The 26,466-nt window shown below is 50.4% G+C and carries 21 protein-coding genes and 1 tRNA gene; 13 read left to right on the top strand and 9 right to left on the bottom strand.

Annotated elements, in window-relative coordinates; genetic code table 11:
• Positions 1-116: 116 nt before the first annotated feature.
• Positions 117-761, bottom strand: a complete 645-nt coding sequence (locus BQ2633_RS07115) for a DUF4294 domain-containing protein (protein WP_075566073.1) — start codon at positions 759-761, stop codon at positions 117-119.
• 236 nt (positions 762-997) lie between these two features.
• The gene (locus BQ2633_RS07110) at positions 998-1,576 is read right to left on the bottom strand and encodes a calycin-like domain-containing protein (RefSeq protein ID WP_075566072.1); all 579 of its coding nucleotides are present in this window, start codon (positions 1,574-1,576) and stop codon (positions 998-1,000) included.
• Positions 1,577-1,818: 242 nt separating this feature from the next.
• Here BQ2633_RS07110 and BQ2633_RS07105 point away from each other — a divergent pair, with 242 nt between their 5' ends.
• From BQ2633_RS07105 to BQ2633_RS07050, 12 genes are all read left to right on the top strand, one after another.
• The gene (locus tag BQ2633_RS07105; RefSeq protein WP_083233985.1) at positions 1,819-3,036 is read left to right on the top strand and encodes a PCMD domain-containing protein; all 1,218 of its coding nucleotides are present in this window, start codon (positions 1,819-1,821) and stop codon (positions 3,034-3,036) included.
• Positions 3,037-3,133: 97 nt separating this feature from the next.
• Entirely contained in the window at positions 3,134-3,916 is a 783-nt protein-coding gene (locus BQ2633_RS07100) for a porin family protein (protein ID WP_083233984.1), read from the top strand.
• 209 nt (positions 3,917-4,125) lie between these two features.
• Positions 4,126-4,199 (top strand) — tRNA-Pro (locus BQ2633_RS07095).
• 258 nt (positions 4,200-4,457) lie between these two features.
• Positions 4,458-5,507, top strand: coding sequence for an NAD-dependent epimerase/dehydratase family protein (locus BQ2633_RS07090; protein ID WP_075567274.1), 1,050 nt, complete (start codon positions 4,458-4,460; stop codon positions 5,505-5,507).
• A 205-nt stretch (positions 5,508-5,712) separates the two neighbouring features.
• Entirely contained in the window at positions 5,713-7,119 is a 1,407-nt protein-coding gene (locus BQ2633_RS07085; RefSeq protein ID WP_075566068.1) for a C1 family peptidase, read from the top strand.
• A 223-nt stretch (positions 7,120-7,342) separates the two neighbouring features.
• A complete protein-coding gene (locus BQ2633_RS07080) occupies positions 7,343-9,001 on the top strand; it encodes a nucleoside kinase (RefSeq protein ID WP_075566066.1) in 1,659 nt (552 codons plus the stop codon).
• A gap of 524 nt (positions 9,002-9,525) precedes the next feature.
• Complete coding sequence (locus BQ2633_RS07075) at positions 9,526-9,927, top strand: DoxX family protein (RefSeq protein WP_075566064.1); 402 nt, start codon at positions 9,526-9,528, stop codon at positions 9,925-9,927.
• A 274-nt stretch (positions 9,928-10,201) separates the two neighbouring features.
• Positions 10,202-10,906 (top strand): Sir2 family NAD-dependent protein deacetylase, encoded by a 705-nt coding sequence (locus tag BQ2633_RS07070; protein WP_075566062.1) that lies wholly within the window; start codon positions 10,202-10,204, stop codon positions 10,904-10,906.
• Between the two features lie 66 nt (positions 10,907-10,972).
• On the top strand, positions 10,973-12,217 hold the full coding sequence (locus BQ2633_RS07065; RefSeq protein ID WP_075566061.1) for a sugar MFS transporter: 1,245 nt from the start codon (positions 10,973-10,975) through the stop codon (positions 12,215-12,217).
• Positions 12,218-12,292: 75 nt separating this feature from the next.
• Positions 12,293-12,763 carry a BamJ family beta-barrel-assembly machinery protein gene (gene bamJ, locus BQ2633_RS07060; RefSeq protein ID WP_346048363.1) on the top strand — a complete coding sequence of 157 codons (471 nt, stop codon included), beginning with the start codon at positions 12,293-12,295 and terminating at the stop codon, positions 12,761-12,763.
• Between the two features lie 3 nt (positions 12,764-12,766).
• Positions 12,767-15,640 carry an excinuclease ABC subunit UvrA gene (uvrA, locus tag BQ2633_RS07055; protein WP_075566059.1) on the top strand — a complete coding sequence of 958 codons (2,874 nt, stop codon included), beginning with the start codon at positions 12,767-12,769 and terminating at the stop codon, positions 15,638-15,640.
• A complete protein-coding gene (locus BQ2633_RS07050) occupies positions 15,633-16,970 on the top strand; it encodes a Na+/H+ antiporter NhaC family protein (protein WP_075566058.1) in 1,338 nt (445 codons plus the stop codon). The genes uvrA and BQ2633_RS07050 overlap by 8 nt, the downstream gene beginning before the upstream one ends.
• Positions 16,971-17,687: 717 nt before the next feature.
• Here the strand turns inward: BQ2633_RS07050 and BQ2633_RS07045 are convergent.
• From BQ2633_RS07045 to BQ2633_RS07010, 7 genes are all read right to left on the bottom strand, one after another.
• Positions 17,688-17,981: a hypothetical protein gene (locus BQ2633_RS07045; RefSeq protein ID WP_075566057.1), complete on the bottom strand. Its 294-nt coding sequence runs from the start codon at positions 17,979-17,981 to the stop codon at positions 17,688-17,690.
• Positions 17,982-18,631: 650 nt separating this feature from the next.
• Positions 18,632-19,519: a restriction endonuclease gene (locus tag BQ2633_RS07035; RefSeq protein WP_075566055.1), complete on the bottom strand. Its 888-nt coding sequence runs from the start codon at positions 19,517-19,519 to the stop codon at positions 18,632-18,634.
• A 96-nt stretch (positions 19,520-19,615) separates the two neighbouring features.
• A complete protein-coding gene (locus BQ2633_RS07030) occupies positions 19,616-20,038 on the bottom strand; it encodes a SufE family protein (protein WP_075566054.1) in 423 nt (140 codons plus the stop codon).
• Positions 20,039-20,110: 72 nt separating this feature from the next.
• Positions 20,111-21,112, bottom strand: coding sequence for a M28 family peptidase (locus tag BQ2633_RS07025; RefSeq protein WP_075566052.1), 1,002 nt, complete (start codon positions 21,110-21,112; stop codon positions 20,111-20,113).
• Between the two features lie 65 nt (positions 21,113-21,177).
• A complete protein-coding gene (locus BQ2633_RS07020; RefSeq protein WP_075566050.1) occupies positions 21,178-22,959 on the bottom strand; it encodes a membrane dipeptidase in 1,782 nt (593 codons plus the stop codon).
• A gap of 189 nt (positions 22,960-23,148) precedes the next feature.
• Positions 23,149-23,505 carry a DUF4491 family protein gene (locus tag BQ2633_RS07015; RefSeq protein ID WP_176720101.1) on the bottom strand — a complete coding sequence of 119 codons (357 nt, stop codon included), beginning with the start codon at positions 23,503-23,505 and terminating at the stop codon, positions 23,149-23,151.
• Positions 23,506-23,760: 255 nt separating this feature from the next.
• Positions 23,761-24,291 (bottom strand): Lrp/AsnC ligand binding domain-containing protein, encoded by a 531-nt coding sequence (locus BQ2633_RS07010; protein ID WP_075566047.1) that lies wholly within the window; start codon positions 24,289-24,291, stop codon positions 23,761-23,763.
• A 383-nt stretch (positions 24,292-24,674) separates the two neighbouring features.
• Between BQ2633_RS07010 and BQ2633_RS07000 the strand changes: the two genes are divergently transcribed.
• Positions 24,675-26,330, top strand: coding sequence for a putative transporter (locus tag BQ2633_RS07000; protein ID WP_075566044.1), 1,656 nt, complete (start codon positions 24,675-24,677; stop codon positions 26,328-26,330).
• Positions 26,331-26,466: the final 136 nt, after the last annotated feature.

Below are 26,466 nucleotides of genomic sequence, written 5' to 3'. Positions count from 1 at the left end.
AAACGTTGGACTTTTTCCAAAAAACGTCGGAGATTTTTTGAATTATCTCCGACGTTTTTGTAAACTTCTCGGACATTGTTCGCAAAACCTCTGAGGTCTCTTATAATGCCCTGAGACTATATTTGATGACTTTCCACCATGCGCACCACGCGTTCGGTGAAACGGTCGTCCCCCTCGGGATCATAGTGCTTGTTGAGGTTGAGTCCGAAGATGAACGAAAAACCTTGCCACACATTGGCTCTCAGCGAACCGATGAAGGCTTTGGCGATTTGATAGCCAGTTTGGTTACATTCACGGTCAATCAGTTTGACCAACAGACGTCCTTGTGAGCGAGTAAGTTTCTCAATCACAGGCTTATATTCTTTTTTCAAATCGGCTTCCACCTTGTCAATGTGTGCTTGTCGCTGATCCTTGGGCAGAGTTTGCACATAGTCATAGGTTTCGACGATGATGATTCTCACCGTTTTGGCATAAGGCAACAAGTATTTCACATTTGCCACCAGCCGATTATAGCGTTCCCGCTCCTGCGGATTATTAAACTCTATGGGCGGATATTTGTAGATGGTGGGCATGATGACATGGGGGATGCTATCCCCCTTGTAAAACGCCTTACCCACCTCCACGTCCATGGAGAGGGCAGCATTGAGTTTGCTCGTATCTTTGGGCATTTCGGGCACATCTTTCGGCACAGTCTGCGCCTGCACAGCCACTCCCAAGAAAAGCGTGCAACAAAAGAAGGCGATGCGTAATAGTCTGTTCATGATCTATTATAGCTAAACATTTTTGCGAAAATACAAACTTCTGCGGGGATTTGGAAATGAGTAACGATAAATAACGCAGAATAGCCGCTAGACATTAGAAATTAGACGTTAGCGCGTCGAAGAAATGGGGCGACAAGGATGCTCATGCTCAAACTGCAGGGCAAATCGCACATTTTCTTCGAGACACTAACGTCTAATTATGAGGAAATAAAATTTGGATGCGAGGAAGGCTCACATTATTTCATCACCTTCTTGCCATTGAGAATATAGACTCCATGTTCGGGCGCGCGATCTAGACGGCGACCATCGAGGCTATAGATGACATCTGCCTTTGCAGCACGTGGAGTGAGTCCGAGAGAAGTCACAAGAGCTTCCGTGCCAAACACGGTGGTGACACTGCCTATGGGGGTAGGGATTTGAGCGGTGAAATAGAGTTTCTCGCTATCTACCTTACCAGAAATCTTGATTTGGGGATTTGCCATCAAAGTGGGACCTTGCCACTTCACCTTGCTGTCGTCGCCTGGCACGATAGCTCCCTTGATGTCGCCAGCAAACTTGATGATGTTGCCTTCGACTGTGTAAGGGATATCCTTCAATTCGATGTTGCCGATGGCGAAATTGACAAAAAAGGCTTTATAATAAAAGTTGCGGATGGTGAGATTGAACTTGCCTTCTGCCGTGCGCTCCACGGTAGCCGTGTAAGGCTTGCCTGCGCCTTTGTCTACAGATAGCTGATCGGTGTAGTTCTTTGTAGTTTGTGCCATGCCTGCCATTGCAGTGAGGCTCACGAAAGCAAGGAGTAAAAGTTTCTTCATACTAAAGTAAGATGTTGATAAATTGAATTTAGCTACGTCTAAAGTTCTGGATTTAGAAATTACGGACTGCAAAGATACAACCTTTTTATTACATTTTCTATTCGATTTCACTGCCGAACCACTCGAAATGTCGGTTTTTCACCCAAAACCATCCACAAACACTGAGCAAGAATAAGGGGAATATGCCGAAAAAATAGTACCTTTGCCGTGGTGCGCTCTTTTGCCAAACAGCATAAACGCTTATGCGCAATTCTCTTTCACTCATGAACAAATCATTTTTCTCCACCCCTCTTGTCGCTCTCTTGGGCTGCTTACTGCTCGCCTTTCCATTAGTTTCGTGCATCGACGACGAACAACCGTCTATGGAAGCGGACATCGAGCAAGTGAGCGTGCAAGGTGTTGCTGCGCAACGCTTGTTTAACAATGTTGCAGATGCCCAACGCACGGTGCTTTCGCAAGACACCGCCATCGTGTTTCACCTAGCGGATGGGGTGGAAGACGCCACGCTCGACAGCATTAAACTGGATTTCCGACTCTCACAAGGCGCTCATATTGCATTGGCTCCAGCACAGGAGGAGAAGTTTAGTGCACAGCGCGTGGTGCGCTATGTGGTGACTTCGGAAGATGGACGCTACCAACGTCGCTACACCATCCAATTCCTCCCTGCTCCCGACTTAGGTCCTGTGTTTAACTTCGACCAACCTCAGCTAGAAGCGGAAAACCAACAATATTATATATGGTCCCTCGAAGGCACCCAACACAACGGAAATGGTGGCGACACATGGGGCACGGGAAATGCTGGCTTTGCCTTGAGCAATAGCACGGCGAAACCTAGCGAATATCCCACCACAATCACCGACGATGCGCGCGCTGGTAAGGCTGTAAAACTCACTACCAGTAGCACTGGATTTCTCGGACTTCTGGTGGGAAAACCCATGGCAGCAGGCAATCTCTTTGTCGGTACGTTCAACCTGCAAAAAGCTCTATCGGATGCACTCGCAGCCACTCAGTTTGGACGTCCCATTCGCCGTATGCCTCTTCGCTTCAAAGGATTCTACAAGTGGCAACCCGGTGCACAATATCTCAACAAAGCGCAGAAAGCCGTTGCAGGTCCTGCTGCAGATGGTCGCGACCTGCCACAAGTCTATGCCGTCGTCTATCGCAACATTGACCACGAAGGCAAACCGCTTGTGCTCGATGGTAGCAACGTGATGACGCACCAAAATGTTGTCGCCATCGCTTTGGTTCCAGAATTTAAGGTGACAGGAGTGGAACCAACAAGTCCTTGGGCATCGTTTGATGTGGCTTTTGACTACAAAGAAAAGTTGTCGCTCGAACTTCTCGCTAAGCGTGGATATAGCCTTACGCTCGTGTTCTCTTCTAGTAAGAATGGAGCGCAGTTTGAAGGTGCACTAGGCTCTACTCTCATCATCGACGATTGCCGCATCGACTATCAATGATCGCTGCGAGAAACGGAGATTTCTCCTCTTCAACCCTCCATTCTATCACGGGGAATATCGTTCGACTTTTCTCATCACTCCTAACTTCTGAATTCCAATGTCACACCATTATATAGGGAGTCTGCTCTGTTTGGGACTGGCATTCGCCACATCCACTGCGGCTCATGCAGAAAGCACTGATTCCGTAACACCCGCCTCAACTTGGCAACTCACACCGCATCTCGGATACACCATCGGGGGCATGACGCCTATGCCCTTGCCGGCGGAAATTCGTGAGATACAGCGTTTCCACCCCACCGACGGATTGAGCTGGGGCTTTGACCTCTCACGTCGCCTTGCCCCACAATGGCGTGCTGCTGTGGGTCTCCACTATTTCGACCGCGGCATGCGCACGGAAGCACGTGTCAAAGCCTACGAGGTGAAAGTGGTGCAAGCTGGCAACACCCTCGAAGGCTATTTCTCGGGCATCAACCACACACGCGCTTCTCAACAAGGTTTTGCCCTGCCGCTTCAAGCAGAGTGGCAACCTCGCTCACGCTGGACTTTCTCCACAGGTCCTGTGGTGGAATGGTATTTCGACAGAAGTTTCACCGGTTCGGTGACCGATGGCTACATCCGTGTCGATCAACCCACTGGCCGCAAGGTGGAATTTGGTTCTTCTCCCGAAGAAGCGCCCACCTACGACTTTAGCGACGACATGGCGCGTTGGGGTTTCGGATGGCAAGTGGGCGCAGACTGGCAGGTATCGGGGCGTTGGTCGCTCTTTCTCCAAGCACGCTATGTCTTTACCAACATCTTCCGCCCTGGTTTCACCACAGTGAGCATGAAGCTCCATCCCACGTTTGTCACCACTGGTGTGGCTTATCGCGTGAATTGGTAAAATAATCTAAGGGACATTCGAGAAGAAATCAAGTGACACAAGTCCTCATTTTGGACTCAATTTCCACTTTTTCTTCCCGAACATCCCTCATAAATGAGAAAATATCGCAAAAAAATGGCAGTAAATTTGGTGATTCCGAATTTTCGTCGTAATTTTGCAAACGCAAACAGCAAGAATTGCAATAATGCGTCTTGCTTCCTCCAAAAAATCGGGGTGTAGCTCAGTTGGTTAGAGTACGCGTCTGGGGGGCGTGAGGTCGCTGGTTCGAGTCCAGTCACCCCGACTTAGGAAATTAAAGGCTTACTTTTCACATCGAAAAGTGAGCCTTTTCTTTTTTACAAATCCTGCAGATTTCTCAACGACACGCAGAAGCGCAAGCCGACCTTGCTCGTTTCGCTGAAAATCACTATCTTTGCCAATGATGCCACTGCGCATCAACTATAGTCTACGCAAGTGCACCAAGCCAAACGGGAAGTCATCTCCACAAGAGATACGCAAAGCCTCCCAAAAACATAACTTTTGCTACAAGCAACTCTCGCCAATGTCTAAAATTCTCATCACTGGAGCCTCAGGCTTTGTAGGATCTTTCCTCGTAGAAAAAGCCCTCGAATTAGGTTTCGACACATGGGCGGTGCTCCGCAAAACGAGCAGCAAGGAGTATCTCACCGATCCGCGCATCCATTTCATCGAACTCGATTTGGGCAATGACGCTGTGCTCACACAACAACTCAGCGAGCACGCTGCCGAGCATGGGGCTTTCGACTACGTGATTCATGCAGCAGGCGCCACCAAAGCTCCCAACGAAGCCGCTTTCCGTCGCACCAACACCGAAGGAACGCTCCGATTAGCGCGCACCCTGCTCGAGTTGCAGTTGCTCAAAGGACGCTTTGTCTTCGTTTCCTCCCTCTCTGTCGTGGGAGCTGTGGCAGAAAATCCCATTCGCCAAGCTGATGGCACCGTTGCCCAAGGGTTAGATCGCTATCGCGCCATCACCGATGCCGACACGCCTCAGCCCAACACCGCCTATGGTCGTTCCAAGCTTGATGCTGAGCGTGCCCTTGCCACCCTCGAGGGGTTGGACTATGTCACCCTCCGCCCCACAGGAGTTTATGGTCCTCGTGAGAGAGACTATTTCCTCATGGCAGATAGCATCAAAAAGCACATCGACTTCGCAGTGGGTTACACCCCACAAGCCCTCACCTTCATCTATGTTCGCGACTTGGTCGACGCTTGTTTCCTAGCGCTCCATCGCGGAGAGCGCGGTCGCAGTTATTTTCTCAGTGATGGAGAAGTCTATGACAGCCGCGCCTTCAGCGACTTGTTGCAACAAGAGATGGGCGTGAAATGGGTGGCACACATCAAAGCCCCCGTGTGGTTTCTCCATGCCGTGTGCCAAGTGAGCACATGGATTTCGAAATGCACCGGCAAGATGTCGACGCTCAACATGGACAAATTCCAACTCTTGCGCCAACGCAACTGGATTTGCGACATCACCCCCGCCCAGCAAGACTTGGGCTACGCACCACAATGGACCTTGAGTCGCGGTGTTCCCGAAGCAGTGGCTTGGTACAAAGCCGAAGGATGGATATAAATTAGAAATTAGACGTTAGAGGTTAGAAATTAGACGTTAGAAATTAGACGTTAGACGTTAGAGATTAGACCCTAGAGAGTCACAAATCATAACGTCAAAAGACAACGTCTAAGAAGCGTCTAAAAACGTCCAACAGCGAAGCACTCTAACGTCTAAATTCTAACGTCTTATCTCTAACGTCTAATCCCTAACGTCTAAAAAATATATGTCACATCATTTTCTCACTCGCGCAGCTCTTGCACTTTGCTTCTCTGCTGCTATGCTCCCCAGCTTTGCACAGAGTGGCGCCATCACTCCCGACATGCTCAGCAACTTCCGCAAGAGCGTGCCCAATAATCCAACCAGCAAGGCACTGCAAAATGCACTCATAACCTCCGGTGTTGCAGCTCTCGCCGCACGTCCTAACGTGGCGCAAGCCAACGACACCTATTTCTCCAACGAAGCTCCCTCTAAGGGAATCACCGACCAGCAATCCAGTGGTCGCTGCTGGCTCTTCACCGGACTCAACGTGATGCGCTCGCACATGATTCGTGAGCAAAAGTTGGGACGTTTCGAGTTTTCACAAAGCTACAACTCTTTCTACGACCAACTCGAAAAGGCAAATCTCTTCTTGCAGTCTATCATCGACAAGGCCAATAAGCCCATGAGCGATCCCACCGTAGACTGGTTGTTCCGCAATCCCATCAGCGATGGTGGCACCTTCACCGGTGTGCAAGACGTCATCAGCAAATATGGTGTCGTGCCTGCCGAGGTGATGCCCGAGAGCTACAATGCCAACAACACCAGTGCTATGGCAAAGGTGATTGCCCTCAAACTCCGCGAATATGGTCTTGCTCTCCGCAAAGCCTATGCAGCTGGCGAACGTGGCAAGAAACTTGAAGCGCGCAAGGCTGAACAACTCGCTACCATCTACCGCATCCTCGTGGCATGTCTTGGCGAACCTCCCACGCAGTTCACCTACACCCTCCGCGATGCACAAGGCAAGCCCATCAGCACCGACACCTATACTCCACAAGAGTTCTATCGCCGTTTTGTAGGCTTCAACTTGGTGAGCGACTACGTGATGCTCATGAACGATCCTTCACGTCCCTACCACAAGACCTACGCCATCGACCTCGATCGCCACACTTACGATGGTCACAACTGGACCTTCCTCAATCTCCCCATGGAGGAAATCAAGCAAATGGCGATTGCCAGCATCAAGGACAGCACACGCATGTACTACTCTTGCGACGTGGGCAAGTTCTACGACCGCAAGACAGGTATCCTTTCGTTGGACAACTTCGACTACGAAAACCTCTTCAACACCACTTTCCCCATGACCAAAGCAGAGCGCATCCAAACTTATGCTTCTGCCTCTAGCCACGCTATGACCCTCTGCGCCGTGGATTTGGACAAAGATGGAAAGTCTTTGAAGTGGAAGGTGGAAAACTCTTGGGGCCCCACCAATGGTGTTGCAGGTCACTTGGTGATGACCGACCAATGGTTTGATGAATATACCTTCCGCCTTGTAGTGCAGAAGAAGTATGTGCCTGCAGCTACCCTCAAGCTCCTCGAACAAAAGCCCACACTCCTTCCCGCATGGGATCCTCTCTTTAAGGGAGAAGAGTAGTTTTTGAGTAATAGACGTTGGAAAGTAGTATCTGTCTTCAAATGCAGACGGCAGAAACTACTTTCTAACGTCTATTTCTATCTATAGACCACATGGAGCATAACGTCACCCCCACTCTATCCTTGTCGTGCAGCAAGAAAGAGGGACAACTTCCCACTTCTTAACGTCTAAGCTCTCATGTCTAATCTCTAACGTCTAAAAGGGTTTCACCCCCTAACGTCTAATGAAACTCATCAAAATCTTCTGCAAAAATACAGGGCAGTACCACGAAGTGCCTAAAGGTGCTACCTTGGAAGAAGTTTACACCTCTTTAGGTCTTCAGCATCCCTGCTGCGTCACGAGCTGCAAGGTCAATAATCGTGTGGAAGGCTTGCACTACACCATCAACGATTCGCGCGACCTCGAATTTCTTACCCTCACCTCCCTCTCAGGTTTGCGCACCTACACGCGCAGCCTCTTTTTCGTGCTCTACAAAGCCACACGCGACCTCTTCCCTGGTTCTAACCTTCGCATCGGCACCCCCGTGGCAGGCGGATATTATTGCCACCTCGAACTCGAAGGTGGTGTAACCCCTGAAGTTGCTGCACAACTGCGTCAGCGCATGGCAGAAATCGTGGAGGCAAACATCCCATTCCGCCGCGTCACCGCACACACCACCGAGGCAATCGAAGTGTTTCGCTGTCAAGGGCTCATACGCAAGGTGCAGTTGCTAGAAAGCATCGGCGACCTCTACACCCACTACTACGTTCTCGACGACACTGTCGACTATTTCTACAGCGCACTGCTCCTCCGCACGGGACAACTCAACCTCTTTGACCTCGTCACCTATGGCGAAGGTCTCCTCATCCGCGTGCCTGATCCCAAGCAACCCGACCAACTGCGTCCCATGACCGAACAAAGCATGATGTTCGATGTCTTCCAAGAGCAGCACAATCGTCAGACCATCCTCGGTTGCACCACCGTGGGCGAACTCAACAAAGCCATTCGCGCCGGTGCTACCAACGATTTGGTCAATGTAGCCGAAGCCATGCAGGAGAAGCAAATCGCAAAGATCGCCGACCACATTGCCACCCACGACCACATCAAAGTGGTGCTCATCGCTGGTCCTTCCTCATCGGGTAAGACCACTTTTAGCAAACGCTTGTCGGTGCAGCTCCGTGCCTGCGGCAAACGCCCTGTAAGCATCTCGCTCGACAACTACTTTGTGGATCGCGAAGCCACTCCCCTCGATGAAAATGGCGATTACGACTTCGAAACCATCGAAGCAGTGGACCTCCCCCTCTTCAACAATCAGATGTCGCAACTACTCGCCGGCTTAGAAGTGGAATTGCCTCTCTTCGACTTCCCCTCTGGCAAGAGTCGTCCTAGTGGAAAATTCCTGCGCCTAGAGCCCGAGACCATTCTCATCCTCGAAGGCAACCACGCCCTCAACCCTCGCATGAGTGAGAAAATCCCTGCCGAAGCCAAATACAAAATCTATGCTTCTGCGCTCACCACCATCATGCTCGACGACCACAACTACATTCCCACGAGCGATAGCCGCTTGCTCCGCCGCATCTGCCGCGACTACAAATATCGTGGCTATTATCCGCAAGAGGTCATCCGTCGTTGTGCTTCCGTCACGGCTGGCGAAGAGAAATGGATATTTCCCTTCCAGGAACAAGCCGACACGATGTTCAATACCGCCCTCATCTACGAACTTGCTGCTCTCCGTGCGCAAGCCCTGCCCCTCCTCGAGATGGTTCCCGAAAGTGCCGAAGAATATTCCGAAGCCTACCGCCTGCGCAAGTTTATTTCCTATTTCACCCCCATGCCTCTCGATGCAGTGCCTCCCACCTCCCTTTTGCGTGAATTTATGGGCAGCAGCACCTTCAATTATTAGAAGATTATCAGCAGTTTAGGCTGCACAAATCAAGGAGAATCGTGCAATTCTATTGTACGATTTTTCTTTGCTTTAGTTCTATAATTCCGCGCAATCAAAAAAAAAGACTTTCACGCAAAAAAAAATTTGGGAAACCCTTGGAAGGTATAATCGGAAATAGTATCTTTGCAACGTGTTTTTCATAGTATTAGATTTAAGGTTAACAAGGTTGGGATACAGTGGTATCCCATTTTTTTTACCCTTTTGCTACTGGAAGGCGATAAAATCAGCGTTTTAATGAAGTTTTTCACACGAGCTTTTCCATCTTCTCTGTGTGGTTCCACACACCCTCTGTGTTTGCTTCATTTCACCCCACAACGCACTCTCATTTTCCCTCACTTCCCTCCATTATTTTGTAGCACTCACTCCGTTCGTCTTTGCGATGGGCAACTACACCTCTGCAGCACCTAAAACTACTCCTCGTTGATGGATAAAGCAGAGCAGAACTTATCTTCTTTTATTCAAATCACTTAAACACAAAACTTATGTCACGCAATCAAAACATTGGACTTCTCATTCTCCGAGTAAGCATTGGTTTTATGCTCCTCCTCCACGGTATCTTTAAGGTAGCAAAGGGATTTTCCGGCATCAAAGGCATGCTTGCAGGCATGGGTATGCCTGGATTTTTCGCCTACGGTGCATTGGTGGGCGAAGTTGTAGCCCCCGTGCTCCTCATCATCGGACTTCTCACGCGTCCTGCCGCAGCTGTCGTAGCGTTCAACATGCTCGTAGCCGTGGCGATGGCACACAGTGCAGCCATTTTCTCCCTCACCCCCATGGGTGGTTGGGCGATTGAGCTCCCCATGCTCTTCTTCTTCCCTGCCGTTGCCCTGATATTCACAGGAGGTGGCAAATACATCATCTCTTCTCACACCTGCTTGGACTAAGATTCCACAGCCATTTACGCCTTAGGGGATGCACCTTTGGCGACAACGATACGATTTTCCCCCTCTTTCGACCACTTCGAGAGAGGGGATTATCGTGTCTTCCCTGCTCAGCAGTCTTTCAACAAGGGCGAAAATGCCTAAATCACACGTGAAAAGACGTAGAAATCAACAGCTATGTCGGAAGAAATGAGTACATTTGCCTATTGCTACCTTGCATCTTCTAGCCCTTTGCTAGGCAAGGGCAATCATGATTCATTCCAAACACTCAGACGGCATGAAACGGAAATTAGTAGTTTTGACAGGAGCAGGCATGAGTGCCGAAAGCGGTTTTGCCACCTTCCGCGACAGTGGAGGATTGTGGGAAACACATCCCGTGGAGCGCGTGGCGACTCCCGAAGGATGGACTGCCGACCCCGACTATGTCAATGGCTTCTACAACGGCTTGCGTCGACAGTTGATAGCTGCCCATCCCAATCGCGGTCACGAACTGTTGGCTGCGCTCGAACGAGACTGGGACGTACATATCATCACCCAAAACGTGGACGACCTGCACGAGCGCGCTGGAAGCACCCAAGTGTTGCATCTGCATGGCGAACTCATGAAGGTCACTTCTTCGCGCGACCCAGAAAATCCAGCCTTCATCACCACCCTCACGCCGCCTCATCTGGAAGTAGCACCAGGACAATGCGCAGCCGATGGAAGTTTGCTCCGTCCCTACATCGTGTGGTTTGGCGAAGCCGTGCCCATGATTGAAGTGGCAGCCGACCTCGTGTCACAAGCCGACGTATTTGTCATCGTTGGCACCTCGCTCGTGGTCTATCCTGCCGCAGGATTGGTGCACTATGCGCGCCAAGACACGCCCATCTATCTCATCGATCCCAACGAGGTCAATGTACCTTCTTCCCATCGCTTCACCTTCATTCAGCAAGGGGCATCCGAGGGCATTGCACACTTGTGTAGCCTGCTCGCAGCCCACTGATTCGGGGTTCCTTTCCCCCCCCTACATTTCTAGACTCCCTAGCACATTGCTAACCCCAAAACGTCAATGAAACTCGTTACCACTCGCGACGGGCGCAACTATCTTGTGCCTTTCCTCCTAGTCACCTCCCTCTTCTTCCTCTGGGGCTTTGCCCACAGCATCTTAGACGTGCTCAACAAGTTCTTTCAAAATGAAATGCACCTCACCAAGACGCAGTCGGCGTTCATCCAAGTGGTGGTCTATGGTGGCTATTTCTTGATGGCACTGCCTGCAGGCGCTGTGATTCGTCGCTGGGGCTATCGTGCCGGAGTGCTCACGGGCTTGTTTCTCTATGGCATCGGTGCCTTACTCTTCATTCCAGGAGCCGAAATCATGGCTTTCCCTTTCTTCCTCTTCTCGCTCTTCGTCATTGGCTGTGGGCTCACCTTTCTCGAAACCTCTGCCAATCCCTATGTCACAGTCTTGGGCGATGCAGAAGCTAGTGAACAGCGCATCAACTTCTCCCAGTCGTTCAATGGGCTCGGCTGGATCCTTGGTCCACTCGTGGGAGGTTGGTTCTTGTTTTCTCCAGAAAGCGCTCCTAACATCGCTCTTCCCTACGCCCTCATTGGGGTGACGGTGCTCATCATCGGTGCCGTCTTCTGTTTTGTGCGTCTGCCCGAAATCAGCTCCTCCACTTCCTCCGAAACCACAGGTGAAGCGCAAAGCCTCACCACAAAAGATGCTACTCTTGACACACCACAAACCTCCACGCTGTCCGAGATTCGCATCCTTTCGCGCAAGAGTGCTTTCGTCTTTGGATGGGTAGCCCTCTTCCTCTATGTAGCCGCACAAACGGGTGTCAACAGTTTCTTCATCAACTACGCCACAGAGCACATCGCCATCACCGACAGCATGGCAGCCACCCTTCTGAGTTTTGGAGGCATGGGACTCTTCATGCTCGGACGTCTTGGTGGAAGTTGGGCGATGGGACGCATCCGTGCCGAACGTCTTTTGGCGATTTTAGCCATCATCGCTACACTCGCCACTAGTGCCGTGGTGCTGGCTCCTGGTGGTTTAGGATTTGCCGCACTTTTGGTAGTATATCTCTGCGAAAGCATCATGTTTCCCACCATCTTTGCCCTTGCCCTTCGTGGACTGGGCGCGCACACCAAAATAGCTTCCTCCCTGCTCATCATGAGCATCGTGGGTGGCGCAGTGGCTCCCTTGCTCATGGGCATCGTGGCAGATGGGCACAGCATGGCATTGGGCTTCGTCGTTCCTCTCGTCTGCTTCGTCGTCATTGCTGCTTACGCAGTGACTAGACATTAGACGTTAGACGTTAGAGGATAGAAGAACTAGAACCTCTAGAAAAACTAGCTCCCTCCCCCAGAAAAACTAGAACTTATGGCTCACAAAAAGAAAATGAACGCAGCTGCTCTTGCAGCCTATCGCGAAGAAAATATCAACTTTCTTGCCAACCTCGAAGGAAAGCCTGGCATCCAGAACCTCCGTTGTGGCGTGAAATATCGTGTCATCACCCCAGCTCCTCCAGCACCCGAGGGTGCCACAGAGCGCACTCTGCGCAAACTCCAGTCCACTCCGCAACCTCGCAGCGTGGTCACTGTGCACTACGAAGGCAAACTCATCGACGGCAAGCAGTTTGATTCCTCACGCAGAGGAAGCGGTGCACCCGCAGTGTTCCGGGTCAATGAGCTCATCACCGGTTGGCAAGTGGCTTTGGTCAACATGCACATCGGCGAGAAGTGGGAAATCTACGTTCCTGCCGAAGCCGGATATGGAGAACGCGGAGCAGGTCGCGACATTCCAGGGCATAGCACCCTGATTTTCCAACTCGAATTGATCGACATCAACTAATTTATGAACCAATATATCGAGGTGAAAGGGGCGCGCGTCAACAATCTCAAGAACATTGAGGTGAAGATTCCGCGCAATCAGTTCATTGTTATCACAGGACTTTCCGGTTCTGGTAAATCATCGTTGGCATTCGACACACTGTATGCCGAAGGTCAGCGTCGTTATGTAGAGAGTCTCTCGGCTTATGCCCGACAATTCTTGGGCAGAATGAACAAGCCCGAGGTGGACTACATCAAAGGCTTGCCACCTGCCATCGCCATCGAACAGAAAGTCACCAGCCGCAACCCACGTTCCACCGTGGGCACCAGCACCGAAATCTACGAATATCTCCGCCTGCTCTTTGCGCGCATCGGACGCACCTACTCCCCCGTGAGTGGCAAAGAAGTGCGACGTTGCAGTGCCGACGACGTGGTGGCAGCTGCTTTGCAACACAACCCTGGCACCCGATTCACCGTGCTCGCTCCCCTCAAGGAGAGAGACGACCGCACCTTCCAGCAACAAATGGAGGTGATGATGCAACAAGGTCTTTCGCGCCTCGACTGCGATGGAGAGATGGTGCGCATGGACGAAGCCATAGAGAGCGAAGCCTCGATGTTGCGCTACGAAACAGCCCTCCGCGAAGGACGTCTATTCCTCCTTCTCGACCGCCTTGCCGTAGATGCTTCCAAAGATGGGGTGTCGCGACTCACCGACTCTGTGGAAACGGCACTCTTCGAAGGCGATGGAGAATGCTTGTTGCGCTTCTATCCCGAAAAGAATTTGGAGCATTTCTCCACACGATTTGAAGCCGACGGCATCACCTTTGAAGATCCTTCCGACAATCTTTTCTCTTTCAACTCTCCCGTGGGTGCTTGTCCGCGTTGCGAAGGCTTCGGCAAGGTGATGGGCATCGATGAGCATCTGGTCATCCCCAATCGCTCCCTCTCCGTCTTCGATGGCGCAGTGATGTGCTGGCGTGGCGAAAAACTGGGTATGTGGCGCGAAGAATTCTTGCGCCGTGCTCAACAACACAACTTTCCCATCTTTGAACCCTACTACAATCTCACCGAAGAACAACGCGATTTGCTCTGGCATGGTGGCGAAGGCATGGCGTGGGAAGAAGGCGATGTGGATGTGTGCATCGATGGATTTTTCAAAGCCCTCGAGATGGGACAATACAAAATCCAAAATCGGGTGATGCTCGCTCGCTATCGCGGCAAAACCACTTGCCCCGATTGTCGAGGCAGTCGCCTACGTCCCGAAGCCCTCTACGTGAAAGTGGGTGGAAAAACCATTGCCGACCTCGTGAAAATGTCGGTCAAAGACCTCGCGGCATGGTTTGCTGCTCTAGAAGTCACGGAGCACGAAGCCCAAATCGCACAACGTCTGTTGTCTGAAATCAACAGCCGTCTGCACTTCCTCGAAGAAGTGGGGCTCAACTATCTCACCCTCGATCGCCTCTCCAACAGTCTTTCGGGTGGAGAAAGCCAGCGCATCAATCTTTCCACCTCCCTCGGCAGCAGTTTGGTGGGCAGTCTCTACATCCTCGACGAACCCTCCATCGGTTTGCACTCACGCGACACCGATCGCCTCATCCACGTTTTGAAAGAACTCCGCGATGTGGGCAACACCGTGGTGGTGGTGGAACACGATGAAGACATCATGCGTGCTGCCGATCACATCATCGACATCGGTCCAGAAGCAGGACGACATGGCGGACAAGTGGTGTGGAGCGGCGACTCTCGACACCTCGTCGAGAGTCGAACCGACAACAAAAAGCCTACTTCAGACGATTCGCCCCTGACAAGCCACACGCTCAATTATCTCCTCGGACGTGAGCGCATCGAACTCCCCACTTCGCGCAGAAAGTGGAACCGCAAAATCACCATCAAGGGAGCGCGTGAAAACAACCTCAAAGGCATCGACGTGGATTTCCCCCTCAATGTCTTCACCGTGGTGACAGGCGTGTCGGGTTCGGGCAAATCTACCCTCGTGCGCAACATCTTCTATCCTGCCATTCAGCGACACTTGGACGAAACAGCCGAACGCCCTGGCGAATTTGTGGCGTTGGAAGGCGACCTCGATGCTATTCGCGCGGTTGACTTTGTGGACCAAAACCCCATCGGACGCTCTTCGCGCTCCAATCCTGTCACCTATGTCAAGGCGTATGACGAGATTCGCAAACTCATGGCTGAGCAACCTCTCGCACAGCAGATGGAGATGAAACCTGCGTTCTTCTCTTTCAATGCCGATGGCGGACGATGCGAAGAGTGTAAGGGTGCAGGAACGGTGAAGGTGGAGATGCAGTTTATGGCGGATCTCGAACTTGAATGCGAAACCTGCCACGGACATCGCTTCAAGAATGAGGTGTTGGAGGTGAAGTTTGAAGGTAAAAACATCTACGACATCTTGGAGATGACGGTGAACCAAGCCATCGAATTCTTCGACAACTATGGCAAGAAAAAGATTGTCAATCGCCTCCGTCCCTTGCAAGATGTGGGACTGGGCTACATCAAACTCGGACAGTCTTCTTCTACCCTCTCTGGAGGTGAAAATCAGCGTGTCAAACTGGCTTACTATCTCGGACAAGAGCGCGCAGTACCCACGCTGTTCATCTTCGACGAACCCACCACGGGATTGCACTTCCACGACATCAGCCGATTGCTCCATGCCTTCAATGCTTTGCTCGAACGTGGACACTCCCTCGTGGTCATTGAGCACAATCTCGATGTGGTGAAGACTGCCGATCATGTCATTGACCTCGGTCCCGAAGGTGGAGCGGCGGGTGGAGAACTCGTCTTTGCTGGCACCCCCGAAGCACTGGTGGAAGCTGGCAAGGGATATACCGCACACTATCTGGCGCCTTTGATGAACCAAAACTCTACGCAGCATGACTAAAATCACCACTCGTCAGGGACTCATAGCCCTCAGTCCCATCTTCGTGCTCATTGGGCTCTTCCTCACGCTGAGCATTGCTTGGGGCGATTTCGACAAAGTGCCACTCGTGGTGGTCTTTGTCATCGCTTCTGCCTATGCGCTCTTCATCACCAACAAGAATCATGCTGCGGAAATGGCGGTGGAGAAGAACAATAAACCGCGCAAACTTTCTATTGCCGACCGTGTGATGGTCTTTAGCCGTGGTGCGGGGGATAAAAATCTGATGATGATGCTCTGGATCTTCATCCTCGCAGGAAGTTTTGCCCAAACGGCAAAAGACATGGGCGCTATCGACTCCACCGTAGGGCTCACCCTCCAACTGCTGCCTTCGTCGTTGCTCTTGCCAGGATTGTTCCTTGCTGCTTGTTTTGTCTCACTCAGCATCGGCACCAGTGTGGGTACGGTCGTGGCACTCGTGCCCATGACATCCGGCATTGCCTCTTCTTCGGGCATCACTCTTCCGCTCGTGGTAGCGGCTGTGGTGGGCGGTGCTTTCTTTGGCGACAATCTCTCTTTCATCTCCGACACCACCATCGTGGCTACACGCACGCAAGGGGTAAAACAGAGTGCGAAATTCCGCACCAACATCTACATTGCGGCTCCTGCTGCGCTCATCTGTTTCGCCATCTACTACTTCCTAGGCAACACCGGTGCTCCCATCACGCAGATTCCTGCCGTAGAGTTCTTGAAAATCCTGCCTTATCTGCTCGTCATCGTCGCTGCCGTCATGGGACTCGACGTGACTCTCGTGCTGCTCATGGGCAACATCCTTTCTGGCATAGTGGGCATGACCACGGGTAGTTTTGGTCTCGAGGGTTGGTTCGCATCTATGGCAAAGGGCATTGGCGGCATGACCGACACCATCCTCATTGCGCTCTTGGCAGGAGGATTGATGGAGGTGATTCGTCACAACCGAGGCATCCAGTTTATCATCAACAGTCTCACGCGTCACATCCACGGCAAACGTGGAGCAGAAGGCGTGATTTCAGCCCTTGTGGCAATCATCAACTGTGTCACGGCTAACAACACGGTGGCTATCCTTGCTGTGGGCAAGATTTCTAACGAGATTGCCGACACCTATGGGGTGAACAAGAGCAAGAGTGCTTCGTTGCTCGACACTTTCTCCTGTGTCATGCAGGGGCTATTGCCCTATGGTGCGCAGCTTCTCCTTGCTGCCAGCCTAGTCAAACTCAGTCCTTTGGAGATTCTTCCTCACATGTACTACAACTTCGTCCTGGCTGCCATTGCCATTTTGAGCATCCTCTTGCGCTATCCTCGCAAGTTTAGCTAACCTCCTCTGATACGGTCATCTTTGGTTCAGCCCCTCTTTTGGCTGCGCTTCAACCCACAAGGGTGTAAATCCACGTCTCGTGCGATTTGCACCCTCTCTTTGGGCTTAACCACTGAGTACAGAGCTACAATGCGCAAAGCCTTTTCTTGCGCAAGATGCGACAAAAGACAAAACACCACAGTGGTTCTGAGGAATAATTAGATTTTTTCGTTTTCATAGTTGGTTTTAATATCATATTCAAGACAAGAGGACTCCCTCATCGGGTCTCTGTTAACGGGGAGAAATGGGGAGAAAGGTTTTTCATTTCGCAAAGTTACGAAGTAAAATCGAAACAAATAAGCACAAACACGAAAAAGTTGCGTTTTTTTTCTTAGAGTGAAAAACAGGATCAGTAAGGAGGAATGTTCAAAAAAAGAAGAAGTTCTTTCCAGCACAGAGGAAGGAGGGGAAGCTACGTTTTTGCGTGAGTCAAAAACGGGAACGAAAGTATCTTCCAAAATTCTATCCATCATCTCCGTCTTTTCTTTCTATCTTTTCTATAACACCGTTAGGTGTGTTTTTGTTTGTTTGTTCGTTTGTTTGTTTGTTCGTTTGTTTGTTCGTTTGTTTGTTTGTTAAATGCGCGTACGCGCGCGAGGAAACGTGTACAAGTTCTTCATTTGCAGGATATTGCACACCTTCTAACAGCACGAAAAGACACAAGAAGAGAGAAAAACATCAAAAAACACGTGCAAGTTCTTCATTTGCAGGATATTCCACACCTTCTAACAGCACAAAAAGGCACAAGAAAGGAGAAAAACAACAAAAAACACGTGCAATATCTTCATTTGCAGGAACTTGCATGTCTCCTAACAGCACGAAAAGGCACAAGAAGGGAGAAAAACAACAAAAAACACGTGCAAGTTCTTCATTTGCAGGAACTTGCATGTCTCCTAACAGCACGAAAAGGCACAAGAAGGGAGAAAAACAACAAAAAACACGTGCAAGTTCTTCATTTGCAGGATATTCCACAAGTTTTAGAGGCACATTTTCGCTGTTTTTAGCCCGAAAAATACAAAAAAAACGACTTTACACACTGGAATATCGTGCAAATGAAGATATTCCAAGGGCTTTATTCACGGATTAGTAGAAGTGAAAGGTGAGTATTCTTTTTCTGGTTCAAATTCGATTTTTGCCCTCTTCAAGGAGCGTTTTTTTGTTCATTTCGCCCCTACTTTTCGATCCCCCAAAAACAACTTTTTTCCGTCTCTGCACTATTTTTATCCCCACCGAAACACCAGTATATTATTCACGAAATACCATTCCGAAGAAGAGAAATCGACAACAAAAGGGGAAGCATCGACAATACATGCATCAAAAGAAAGCTACGCATAAATAAGAAGAAAACAACACGTAAAACGAGAAGAAGCAACACGTAAAACGAGAAAAGACAACGCTCAAAACACAAAAAAACGTCGGAGATAATTCAAAAAATCTCCAACGTTTTTCGGAAAAAGTCCAACGTTTTTCAAGAAATCTCCCACGTTTTTTGAGAAAAGTCCAACGTTTTTCATAGGTTGTTTCGTAGTTGCTCTTTTCACTTGATAAACAAGCGAAACTGCGATTTCTTCGCCTTGTGAAAAACGAGAGATAAAGCCCAACAAACTGATTTGTAAGAAGTTTTACCCAACTGTTGGTTTCACAAAATAAATGGGTGCAATGGGCAAACGCTTTTTGTCCTCGTCAGATAGTTTGCTGTAATGCTCAACCCATAAAGAGATAAAAAGAGAAAAATCAATAAGGGTAACGGCTTTGTGAGAATTTCTTGCTTCATATTTGGCATCGTTCGTGAAACTACCCGAAGTGACCACCACTCCCGATTCACCTTCGTGAGAAAGTGTACCTCTGAGCTGACGCACGACATCGGCTGAAACAGGATTATTGGGATAATGCTTCACCTGAACCTTGACGCGTGGAAATTCCAGTCCGAGAGCATCGCGATAAGCTATAATGTCTACGCCACCATCTTTGCCCTTAGGAGCCACAAAAGGCGTGTAGTAGCCCATGCCACGGAAGAGCGCAGCCACAAGATCTTGAAATTCGTAAGGATTCAAAGCTGCAATGTAGCTGCGAAAACCTTCTTCTGCCTGATTACTGGCTTGTTCATAGTCGATTTCTGTTTCCACCACAGCATTTTCTTCCTCAATATCTTGAGGTGTTGACTCAGCTTTCTTCTTTTTTTCGAGCCATTCATTGTAACCTTTGTGGAGGGCATCGGAAAACTCTTTGACGCTTAACTTCATCGCTTGTTCTCCTTCGGGTGTAAGATGCCAAACTCCTTTGTTTTTCTGAATAAAACCCGACTTGTAAGCACCAATGGAATGGAACATAAGTTGATTGTACCAGCGTTCTGAACCGTCAGTCTTCATTCTTTCACGCTCATAGTCATCTTTTGGAAAGGTTTTTTCCATCGCGGCTTTGATATCGCGAATGTGCATTTCACCACCATTTTCTTGAATGAGTCGCATAGCACAAAGCACAGCTTCTGCTTTTCTCAGTTTTTTGGTCATCGTGGATTTATTGTTGAGGAAGGAAGAGAACTATTTGTGCGTAAGCCTGAAAAAGGGACATACGCACAAAATAAGGGGAGGAGAGGAGCGCACAAATTATGCTCTGGCTGCGAGGACAGCAGCGTAGGTCTTGATGCGCTTGATCATGGCAAGAAGACCATTGGCACGAGTGGGAGAGAGATGCTCACTGAGTCCGATGGACTGCACAAAATAAAGGTCGGTGTCACGGATTTCTTCAGCGGTGTGACCATTGACCACGCGGAGCAAGAGGGTGACAATGCCTTTCACAATGAGAGCATCGCTCTCGGCACGGAAGGTGAGAGTGCCATCTACATTTTGATCGCAGACAATCCAGACACGACTTTGGCAACCGTCGATGAGATTGGTTTCCACCTTCTCCGATTCGGGGAGAGCACCTGCCTCACCACCTAAGTCGATGAGGAGTTGGTAGCGATCCATCCAGTCGTCAAATTCGTTGAATTCTTCGATAATTTCGTCTTGTATTTCGTTGATTGTCATGAGTCTATGATAAAAATTAAAGAGGGTGTTACAGGAAAAACTAAGAAGAGAGAAGCCAAGGAAAGAGATGCCTTATTTCTCTTGTGAGAGAAGTTGGAGAAGGCTCTGTCCAACGGCACGCAGTGTAGCAGCATCGAGTTTGTCCATGGTGTCGTGGGTGGTGTGCCAGTGGGCAGGGAATCCGCCATTGGGGCTATAAGCGATGACATCGACAGTGGGAATGCCAGCAATGGTGTTCATGGGCAAATGGTCGTCGGTGATGAAACCGCCATTGTCGGGGATGAAGCAACTCTCAGCCCCAGCATAGCGAGCAGCGTCCCACAGGCGGACGGCTACAGACTGAGCATACTTCAGAGAATAGCCTTCAAATCGGAACTGATTGCCACTCCCCCCCACCATGTCGAGGAGGATGCCGAAGCGAGGACGATAGTTTTGCGCAGCGGCTTGTGCACTCCAATACTGCGAACCGAGACAGAAGGTGTTTTCGTCGTTGCGTGCTGATTCAGGAGCCCAATAGGGTGCACCATAGTCTTCGACGTCGAAGCAAACGAAGTCTATGCCAATGGCAGGATTGAGCTGTTGGAGATTGCGCGCTACCTCGAGCATCACTGCCACTCCGGAAGCTCCATCATCAGCAGCCATCACCGGTTGGCGATGCTTCGTGGAATCGGCATCTTGATCGGACCAAGGACGAGAATCGTAGTGAGCAGCGAGGACAATGCGCTCTTTCGCCTCAGGACGATATTGCGCAATGAGGTTGCGACAAGGGAGTTTTGTGCCGTCCCATCCAGTCACGGTGGTAGCTTGCACGGAGGTGGTGAGCCCAAAGCGTGCAAACTGTGCTAGAATGTATTCGCCACAAGACTTGTTGGCAGCAGACCCAGGAGTGCGAGGACCAAAATCACACTGTTTTTGGGCAAAATGATAGGCAGAATCTGCGTTGAACACCACGGGACAAACGAGGGAAGAATCGATGGTCGAAGCCGTGGTGTCGGTAGAAGATTTGCTACTCTTGCAAGCCGTGAAACAGAGGGCAGCAGGAAGCAAACAAGTGAGGAGAGAAAGAAGTTTCATTGCGTGAAGCTATTGTAAGAGAGTCGCAAAGAGAAGAGGGAGAACAGACCGGTGGTAGCCCATGTTTAGGCTTGTGCAGCAGCCTGCACTTGCGCCATGACGCGAAGGAAATTACCACCCCACAACTTTTCCAAATCGTGGTCAGTGAAACCTTCTGCCTGCAAACGGCGAGTGAGGTTGATGAGTTCGGAAGCCGATGCCAAACCAGGGACTCCACCATCGCCATCGAAGTCAGTGCCGATGCCGATGTGGTCCACGCCTGCCACCTTGATCATGTGGAGCATGTGTGCCACAGCGTCGTCGAGGGTGGCATTTTCCTCATCGGTGCGGAGGAAGCCGCAATAGAAGGTGCATTGCGCCACACCACCAGTCGCAGCGAGCGCACGGAGTTGGTCGTCGGTGAGATTGCGCGGATGATTGCAGAGCACCTTGGAAGAGGAATGACTGCAAACGATGGGGACTTTGGACACTGCCAAAGCATCGTAAAACGTGGATTCAGCAGCGTGGGAAAGGTCTACCATCATGCCCACGCGGTTCATCTCTGCCACGACTTCACGACCGAAAGCGGAGAGACCACCATGTTCCGCACCATTGGTGGCAGGGAATCGCTCTTTGTCGAGAGCATTGGGACGTGCTGAGTCGCAAATCTCGTTGTTGCCATTGTGGCAAAGGGTGGTATAGACGACACCGCTCTGACGATAGCGGGCGATGTTGGCTAAATCTGTGCCAAAAGCATAGCCATTTTCGATGCCTGGGAGGATGCTACGATAGCCAGCTGCCTTGTTGGCTCGCACTTCTTCGGGTGAGAATGCCATGCGCGCTGAGGGGCAATGCTCCACCATGGCGGTGAGACGGTCGAGGATGCCATCGGCTTTGGCAGTGGCTGCCAGATGAGCTTCGGCGGTGCGCTCTTTCTGTGCGAGATAAGCCACCATGATCGAAGCATCTAAGCCACCTTCTGCCATTTTGAAGGCATCGACAAGGATTTTTGGGTCGCGACGATTGAAGTCTATGTCTTGATCGAAAAACATGGGGGTGTCGCAATGGGAGTCGAGAGAGAGGTGGTGGTGGTGCCACTGGCGTGCGCAGTGATAGCTGGCACATTGTTGCACGAAATGACGGAAAAGCCGTGCGGAGTCTTCGTTGTCCATGCACTCAGGATGCCACTGCACACCAAGGAAGCTCTTGAAGGTGGTGCTCTCCATGGCTTCGATGGTGCCATCACTGGCAAAACCTACGGCACGGAATTGTGTGCCAGTGTCTGCCACTGCTTGGTGATGGAAGCTGTTGACGAAGATTTCTCTGCCAAGGAGTTGTCCCAAGAGGGAGTCTTCCAGTAATTGCACGCGATGGGTCGCCTCAGCACGAGGAGCGTTTTGGCTGTGCTTGAGCAATGCCGCGTCGGGACGCGCGGATGCCATGTCTTGCTCTACCTTTCCACCCAAAGCAGCAGCGAGCATTTGCATGCCACGACAGATGCCTAACATCGGGATTTGGTGGTCGGCAGCACGACGTATGAGCAACAACTCGAAGGCGTCGCGCACGGGATTGATGCCCCCTAAAGCAGAATGGGGTTCTTCGCCCACCCACAAGGGGTTGAGGTCGGCACCGCCCGAAAGCAAGATGCCGTCTACACGATGCAACAAGGCATCTATCGCTGTGAGGTCGGAAGTGGGAGGGACTACCAAAGGAGTGGCTCCAGCACGGAGAATAGACTGGTAGTAACCTTCGGCTAATTCACAACCTTTGTCTCCAAAATTGCCGGTGATGGCAATGAGAGGACGCTCAGGCGCAAGCTGTTGCGTGGCTTGGGCGTAGAGGGTTTCGAGATCGTAGACGTTAGACATTAGACGTTAGACGTTAGGCGTTAGACATTAGAGGTTAGAGATTAGACGTTAGAGGGTCATAGACCCTTTTTCGCTCGCCCCGACAAGCGGGGCTCGGTTCTTCTAGAGCTTCTAGTCTTTCTAGTTCTTCTAGTCCAACTGCGCAGCCCTCTAACGTCTAACGTCTAATCTCTAACGTCTAAAATATATTTAGAGTTTTCCTCCGTAGGGGATGCTGTCTTCGGGATATTCGTGTTTGCGCTTGGGATTCATGGGAAACCAGCCCTTGATGACGCGCTTGCGCTGATCGAAGAGTTCGCCGATACCCCAAAGGCTAGAGAAGCCCACGATGGCAGAAAGTGCTCCCCAAAAGAGACTGCTGATGAAGAAGGGCGCCAGTCCGCAAACGATGCCCACGAGAAGGAATATCCACCAAGGGCGAGTGCCGAAGTAGTATTCCGCTTTGATGACGATGGGATGAAAAACGCCAATGATAAGGAAGGTGCAAAGCCCTAAGAGCACCCCTTGCCAATAGATGTCGATGCCAAAAATAGAAATAGCTTCCATGAGAAAATAAGAGTTTAGTATAAGATGTGTAATAAATGCTTCTGAAGGATTACCAATGAGATAACCCACTCTGCATATAAGCAAAGAGGACGCAGCGTGATGCCGCGCTACGTCCTTTGTTCATAGTGATAAATAATACTTCTTTTCAGCCATCAAGAAGTGAGAATGGAGTGCTATTGCCCAAAATGAGCAAGCGATGAAGATAATATCCTCTCTCCTATCTCACTGATGTGTTGAATCGAAAGGGGGCGACAATTAGTCATCTACCTCATCCACGAAGTCAGCTACGGGAGGATAAATTTCCTTTTCGGGCTCTTCAAACTCGCGTTCGGTGCTGATGGGGATGGTGCGTTGAATGCTTTGTTCCAAAGAAATCATAGTTTCGGTAGAAGTGACCCCAGGAATCTCTTGAATCTTGTTGTTGAGCAAGTCGCGGAGGTGCTCATTGTCACGAGAATAGAGCTTTGCCAACATGGTGTAAGGACCAGTGGTGAAATGGCACTCCACGATTTCAGGAATTTCGTTGAGCTTCGCCACAGCGGTCTTGTAGAGGGAGCCACGTTCGAGCTTGATGCCGATGTAGGTGCAAGTGCCAAAACCCAAGAACTTGGGATTCACTTGATATCCGCTACCCACGATGATGCCACGTTGCACCATACGCACCACGCGTTGGTGGATGGCAGCTCGTGAAACACCACATTGGGCAGCAATTTCTTTGAAACTACGGCGAGCATCGACAGAGATTACTTTAAGAATTTTGCGGTCTAGAAGATCTGCTTTTTTCATGAAAGGATGAATTGAATATAAATCGTCACACTATGGCTCCATGACCATGGTATGATATTGCTAATATTATGTCGGACAAAATTACTCATTCTTTTTGACAAATGACCAAGTGTTTCGCCACTTTTTTCATAAATGTCTAGTCTTTTTCCTCAGAAATGAGGATTCTATGGCGAAATGTCACATCGGCTCTACTCTATGTCTTGCTTATTTGCAAAAAAAGTCTGTCTTTTCTTTCGTTCCTTTCGTTTTTCTCCCTAACTTTGCCCAAACTCCATAGTAGGTGTCCATTCCATCGGAAGTGAATGTCTACGAAGCATTTTATTTTAGCCCCTCTATTTTCAATTATTGCACCCATCACATTGGGCAGGTGCATCGATTTGTTTATGTGGATTGTTAAACTTCTCACTGAACCCTCTGCCATTCAAGCGGTCATCATCCTTTCGGCGGTATGTGCACTTGGATTGTCAATGGCTAAATTTCGATTTCGAGGCATTAGTCTTGGCATCACCTTCGTCTTCTTTGCCGGCATCTTGGCAGGAGCTCTTGGCTTAAAGCTCGACCCGCAGATGGTGTCGTATGCCGAAAGCTTCGGACTCATCTTGTTTGTCTACACCCTCGGTCTACAAGTGGGACCGGGATTCGTGACGACCTTCAAACACGGAGGCACGTGGCTCAACATCCTCTCCTTGGCAGTCGTCATCATCGGCACTATCATGGCAGTGGTCATTGCTATGACAGGCTGGCTGCCCTTTGCCGATCTCATGGGAGTGCTTTGTGGTGCCACCACCAACACTCCTGCCCTCGGTGCTGCACAGCAAACACTCAAACAGTTGGGACAACCCTCGGCAGTAGCCGCCTTGAGTTGTGCCGTCACCTACCCCATCGGCATGGTGGGCGTCATCATTGTCTTGGTGATCATGCGCGGATGGTTGCAACGCCACGACAAAGGCGAAGACACCGACCACGACGAAGAGGCATACATCACAGCCTATTGCGTGCGAAATCCAGCTCTCTTCGGACAAGACATCCACCAAGTGGTGAACCATTCGGGACACGCTAAGTTTGTGGTGTCGCGCATCTGGAGAGAAGGTAAAGTGATTTTGCCTAATGCCCAAACGGTGTTGGAAGAAGGCGACCGACTCCTCATCATCACCCTCAAATCGCAAGTGAACGTGCTCACCACACTCTTTGGCGAACACGAAGAACAGGATTGGAACAAAGACAACATCGACTGGAACGCGATTGATGCACAGCTCATCTCTCGACATGTGCTCATCACACGTCCCAGCATCAATGGTAAGCGGCTGCGCGACCTCAATCTTCGCCTCCTTTATGGCGTCACCGTGAGCCGTGTGAAACGCACCGACCTCAAACTTCTTGCCACGCCCGACCTTATGCTCCGCATGGGCGACCGCGTCACAGTGGTGGGCAACGAGGAAGGCATCGAAAAGGTGGTGGCACTCTTGGGCAACGAGGTGAAATCCTTGGAAGAGCCTAACATGGTGACCATCTTCCTCGGCATCGTACTAGGACTTCTCCTCGGTAGTGTGCCCATTCACTTCGGACTGAGCTATCCCATCAGCCTCGGTCTTGCGGGTGGTCCCATCATCATGGGCATCATCATCGGAGCTTATGGACCGCGCCTCCACATGGTGGCTTACACCACGCAGTCTGCCAACTTGATGCTCCGTTCGCTCGGACTCTCGATGTATCTGGCTTGTCTGGGTCTCGACGCAGGAGGTGACTTCTTAGCCACCGTCATGCAGCCTGCCGCTCTCAAAGGGATTGGATTTGCAGCCCTGATCACTGCTCTCCCCATGGCGATTGTAGCCGTGATAGCGGTGGTGTATCGTCGCAAATCCTTTGCCACCACTGCGGGCATGCTCTGTGGTGCCATGGCAAATCCCATCGCCCTAGGTTATGTGAACGACACTGTGGAAGGCGACCAAGCCTCTTTGGCTTATGCTGCTGTCTATCCGTTGGCAATGTTCCTGCGCGTCATCATTGCCCAAATCATCGTCATGCTCTGGTTTGGGTAGAAAGCTCAAAAAAAGGAAAAAGCCCTGCGCTTCAATATTCCCCCTAAAAACAAACCACAACGAGGTGTTGCCCAGTGCAGCATCTCGTTGTGGTGTATATATTCCAATACTTCTTTTGGGGATTTGATAAAGGGCA

This window comes from Ihuprevotella massiliensis (genome assembly GCA_900095835.1).
In the GTDB taxonomy this organism is placed as follows: Bacteria; Bacteroidota; Bacteroidia; order Bacteroidales; family Bacteroidaceae; genus Alloprevotella; species Alloprevotella massiliensis.
This window is presented reverse-complemented; position numbering and strand designations above follow the sequence as displayed.

Coding starts and splice junctions, on each gene's coding strand:
- BQ2633_RS07050 (WP_075566058.1), top strand. CDS start 15,633: ATGACTAAAATCACCACTCGTCAGGGACTCATAGCCCTCAGTCCCATC.
- BQ2633_RS07020 (WP_075566050.1), bottom strand. CDS start 22,959: ATGTCTAACGTCTACGATCTCGAAACCCTCTACGCCCAAGCCACGCAA.
- BQ2633_RS07105 (WP_083233985.1), top strand. CDS start 1,819: ATGCGCAATTCTCTTTCACTCATGAACAAATCATTTTTCTCCACCCCT.
- BQ2633_RS07015 (WP_176720101.1), bottom strand. CDS start 23,505: ATGGAAGCTATTTCTATTTTTGGCATCGACATCTATTGGCAAGGGGTG.
- uvrA (WP_075566059.1), top strand. CDS start 12,767: ATGAACCAATATATCGAGGTGAAAGGGGCGCGCGTCAACAATCTCAAG.
- BQ2633_RS07010 (WP_075566047.1), bottom strand. CDS start 24,291: ATGAAAAAAGCAGATCTTCTAGACCGCAAAATTCTTAAAGTAATCTCT.
- BQ2633_RS07115 (WP_075566073.1), bottom strand. CDS start 761: ATGAACAGACTATTACGCATCGCCTTCTTTTGTTGCACGCTTTTCTTG.
- BQ2633_RS07110 (WP_075566072.1), bottom strand. CDS start 1,576: ATGAAGAAACTTTTACTCCTTGCTTTCGTGAGCCTCACTGCAATGGCA.
- bamJ (WP_346048363.1), top strand. CDS start 12,293: ATGGCTCACAAAAAGAAAATGAACGCAGCTGCTCTTGCAGCCTATCGC.
- BQ2633_RS07085 (WP_075566068.1), top strand. CDS start 5,713: ATGTCACATCATTTTCTCACTCGCGCAGCTCTTGCACTTTGCTTCTCT.
- BQ2633_RS07000 (WP_075566044.1), top strand. CDS start 24,675: ATGTGGATTGTTAAACTTCTCACTGAACCCTCTGCCATTCAAGCGGTC.
- BQ2633_RS07080 (WP_075566066.1), top strand. CDS start 7,343: ATGAAACTCATCAAAATCTTCTGCAAAAATACAGGGCAGTACCACGAA.
- BQ2633_RS07075 (WP_075566064.1), top strand. CDS start 9,526: ATGTCACGCAATCAAAACATTGGACTTCTCATTCTCCGAGTAAGCATT.
- BQ2633_RS07100 (WP_083233984.1), top strand. CDS start 3,134: ATGTCACACCATTATATAGGGAGTCTGCTCTGTTTGGGACTGGCATTC.
- BQ2633_RS07035 (WP_075566055.1), bottom strand. CDS start 19,519: ATGACCAAAAAACTGAGAAAAGCAGAAGCTGTGCTTTGTGCTATGCGA.
- BQ2633_RS07025 (WP_075566052.1), bottom strand. CDS start 21,112: ATGAAACTTCTTTCTCTCCTCACTTGTTTGCTTCCTGCTGCCCTCTGT.
- BQ2633_RS07030 (WP_075566054.1), bottom strand. CDS start 20,038: ATGACAATCAACGAAATACAAGACGAAATTATCGAAGAATTCAACGAA.
- BQ2633_RS07070 (WP_075566062.1), top strand. CDS start 10,202: ATGAAACGGAAATTAGTAGTTTTGACAGGAGCAGGCATGAGTGCCGAA.
- BQ2633_RS07065 (WP_075566061.1), top strand. CDS start 10,973: ATGAAACTCGTTACCACTCGCGACGGGCGCAACTATCTTGTGCCTTTC.
- BQ2633_RS07090 (WP_075567274.1), top strand. CDS start 4,458: ATGTCTAAAATTCTCATCACTGGAGCCTCAGGCTTTGTAGGATCTTTC.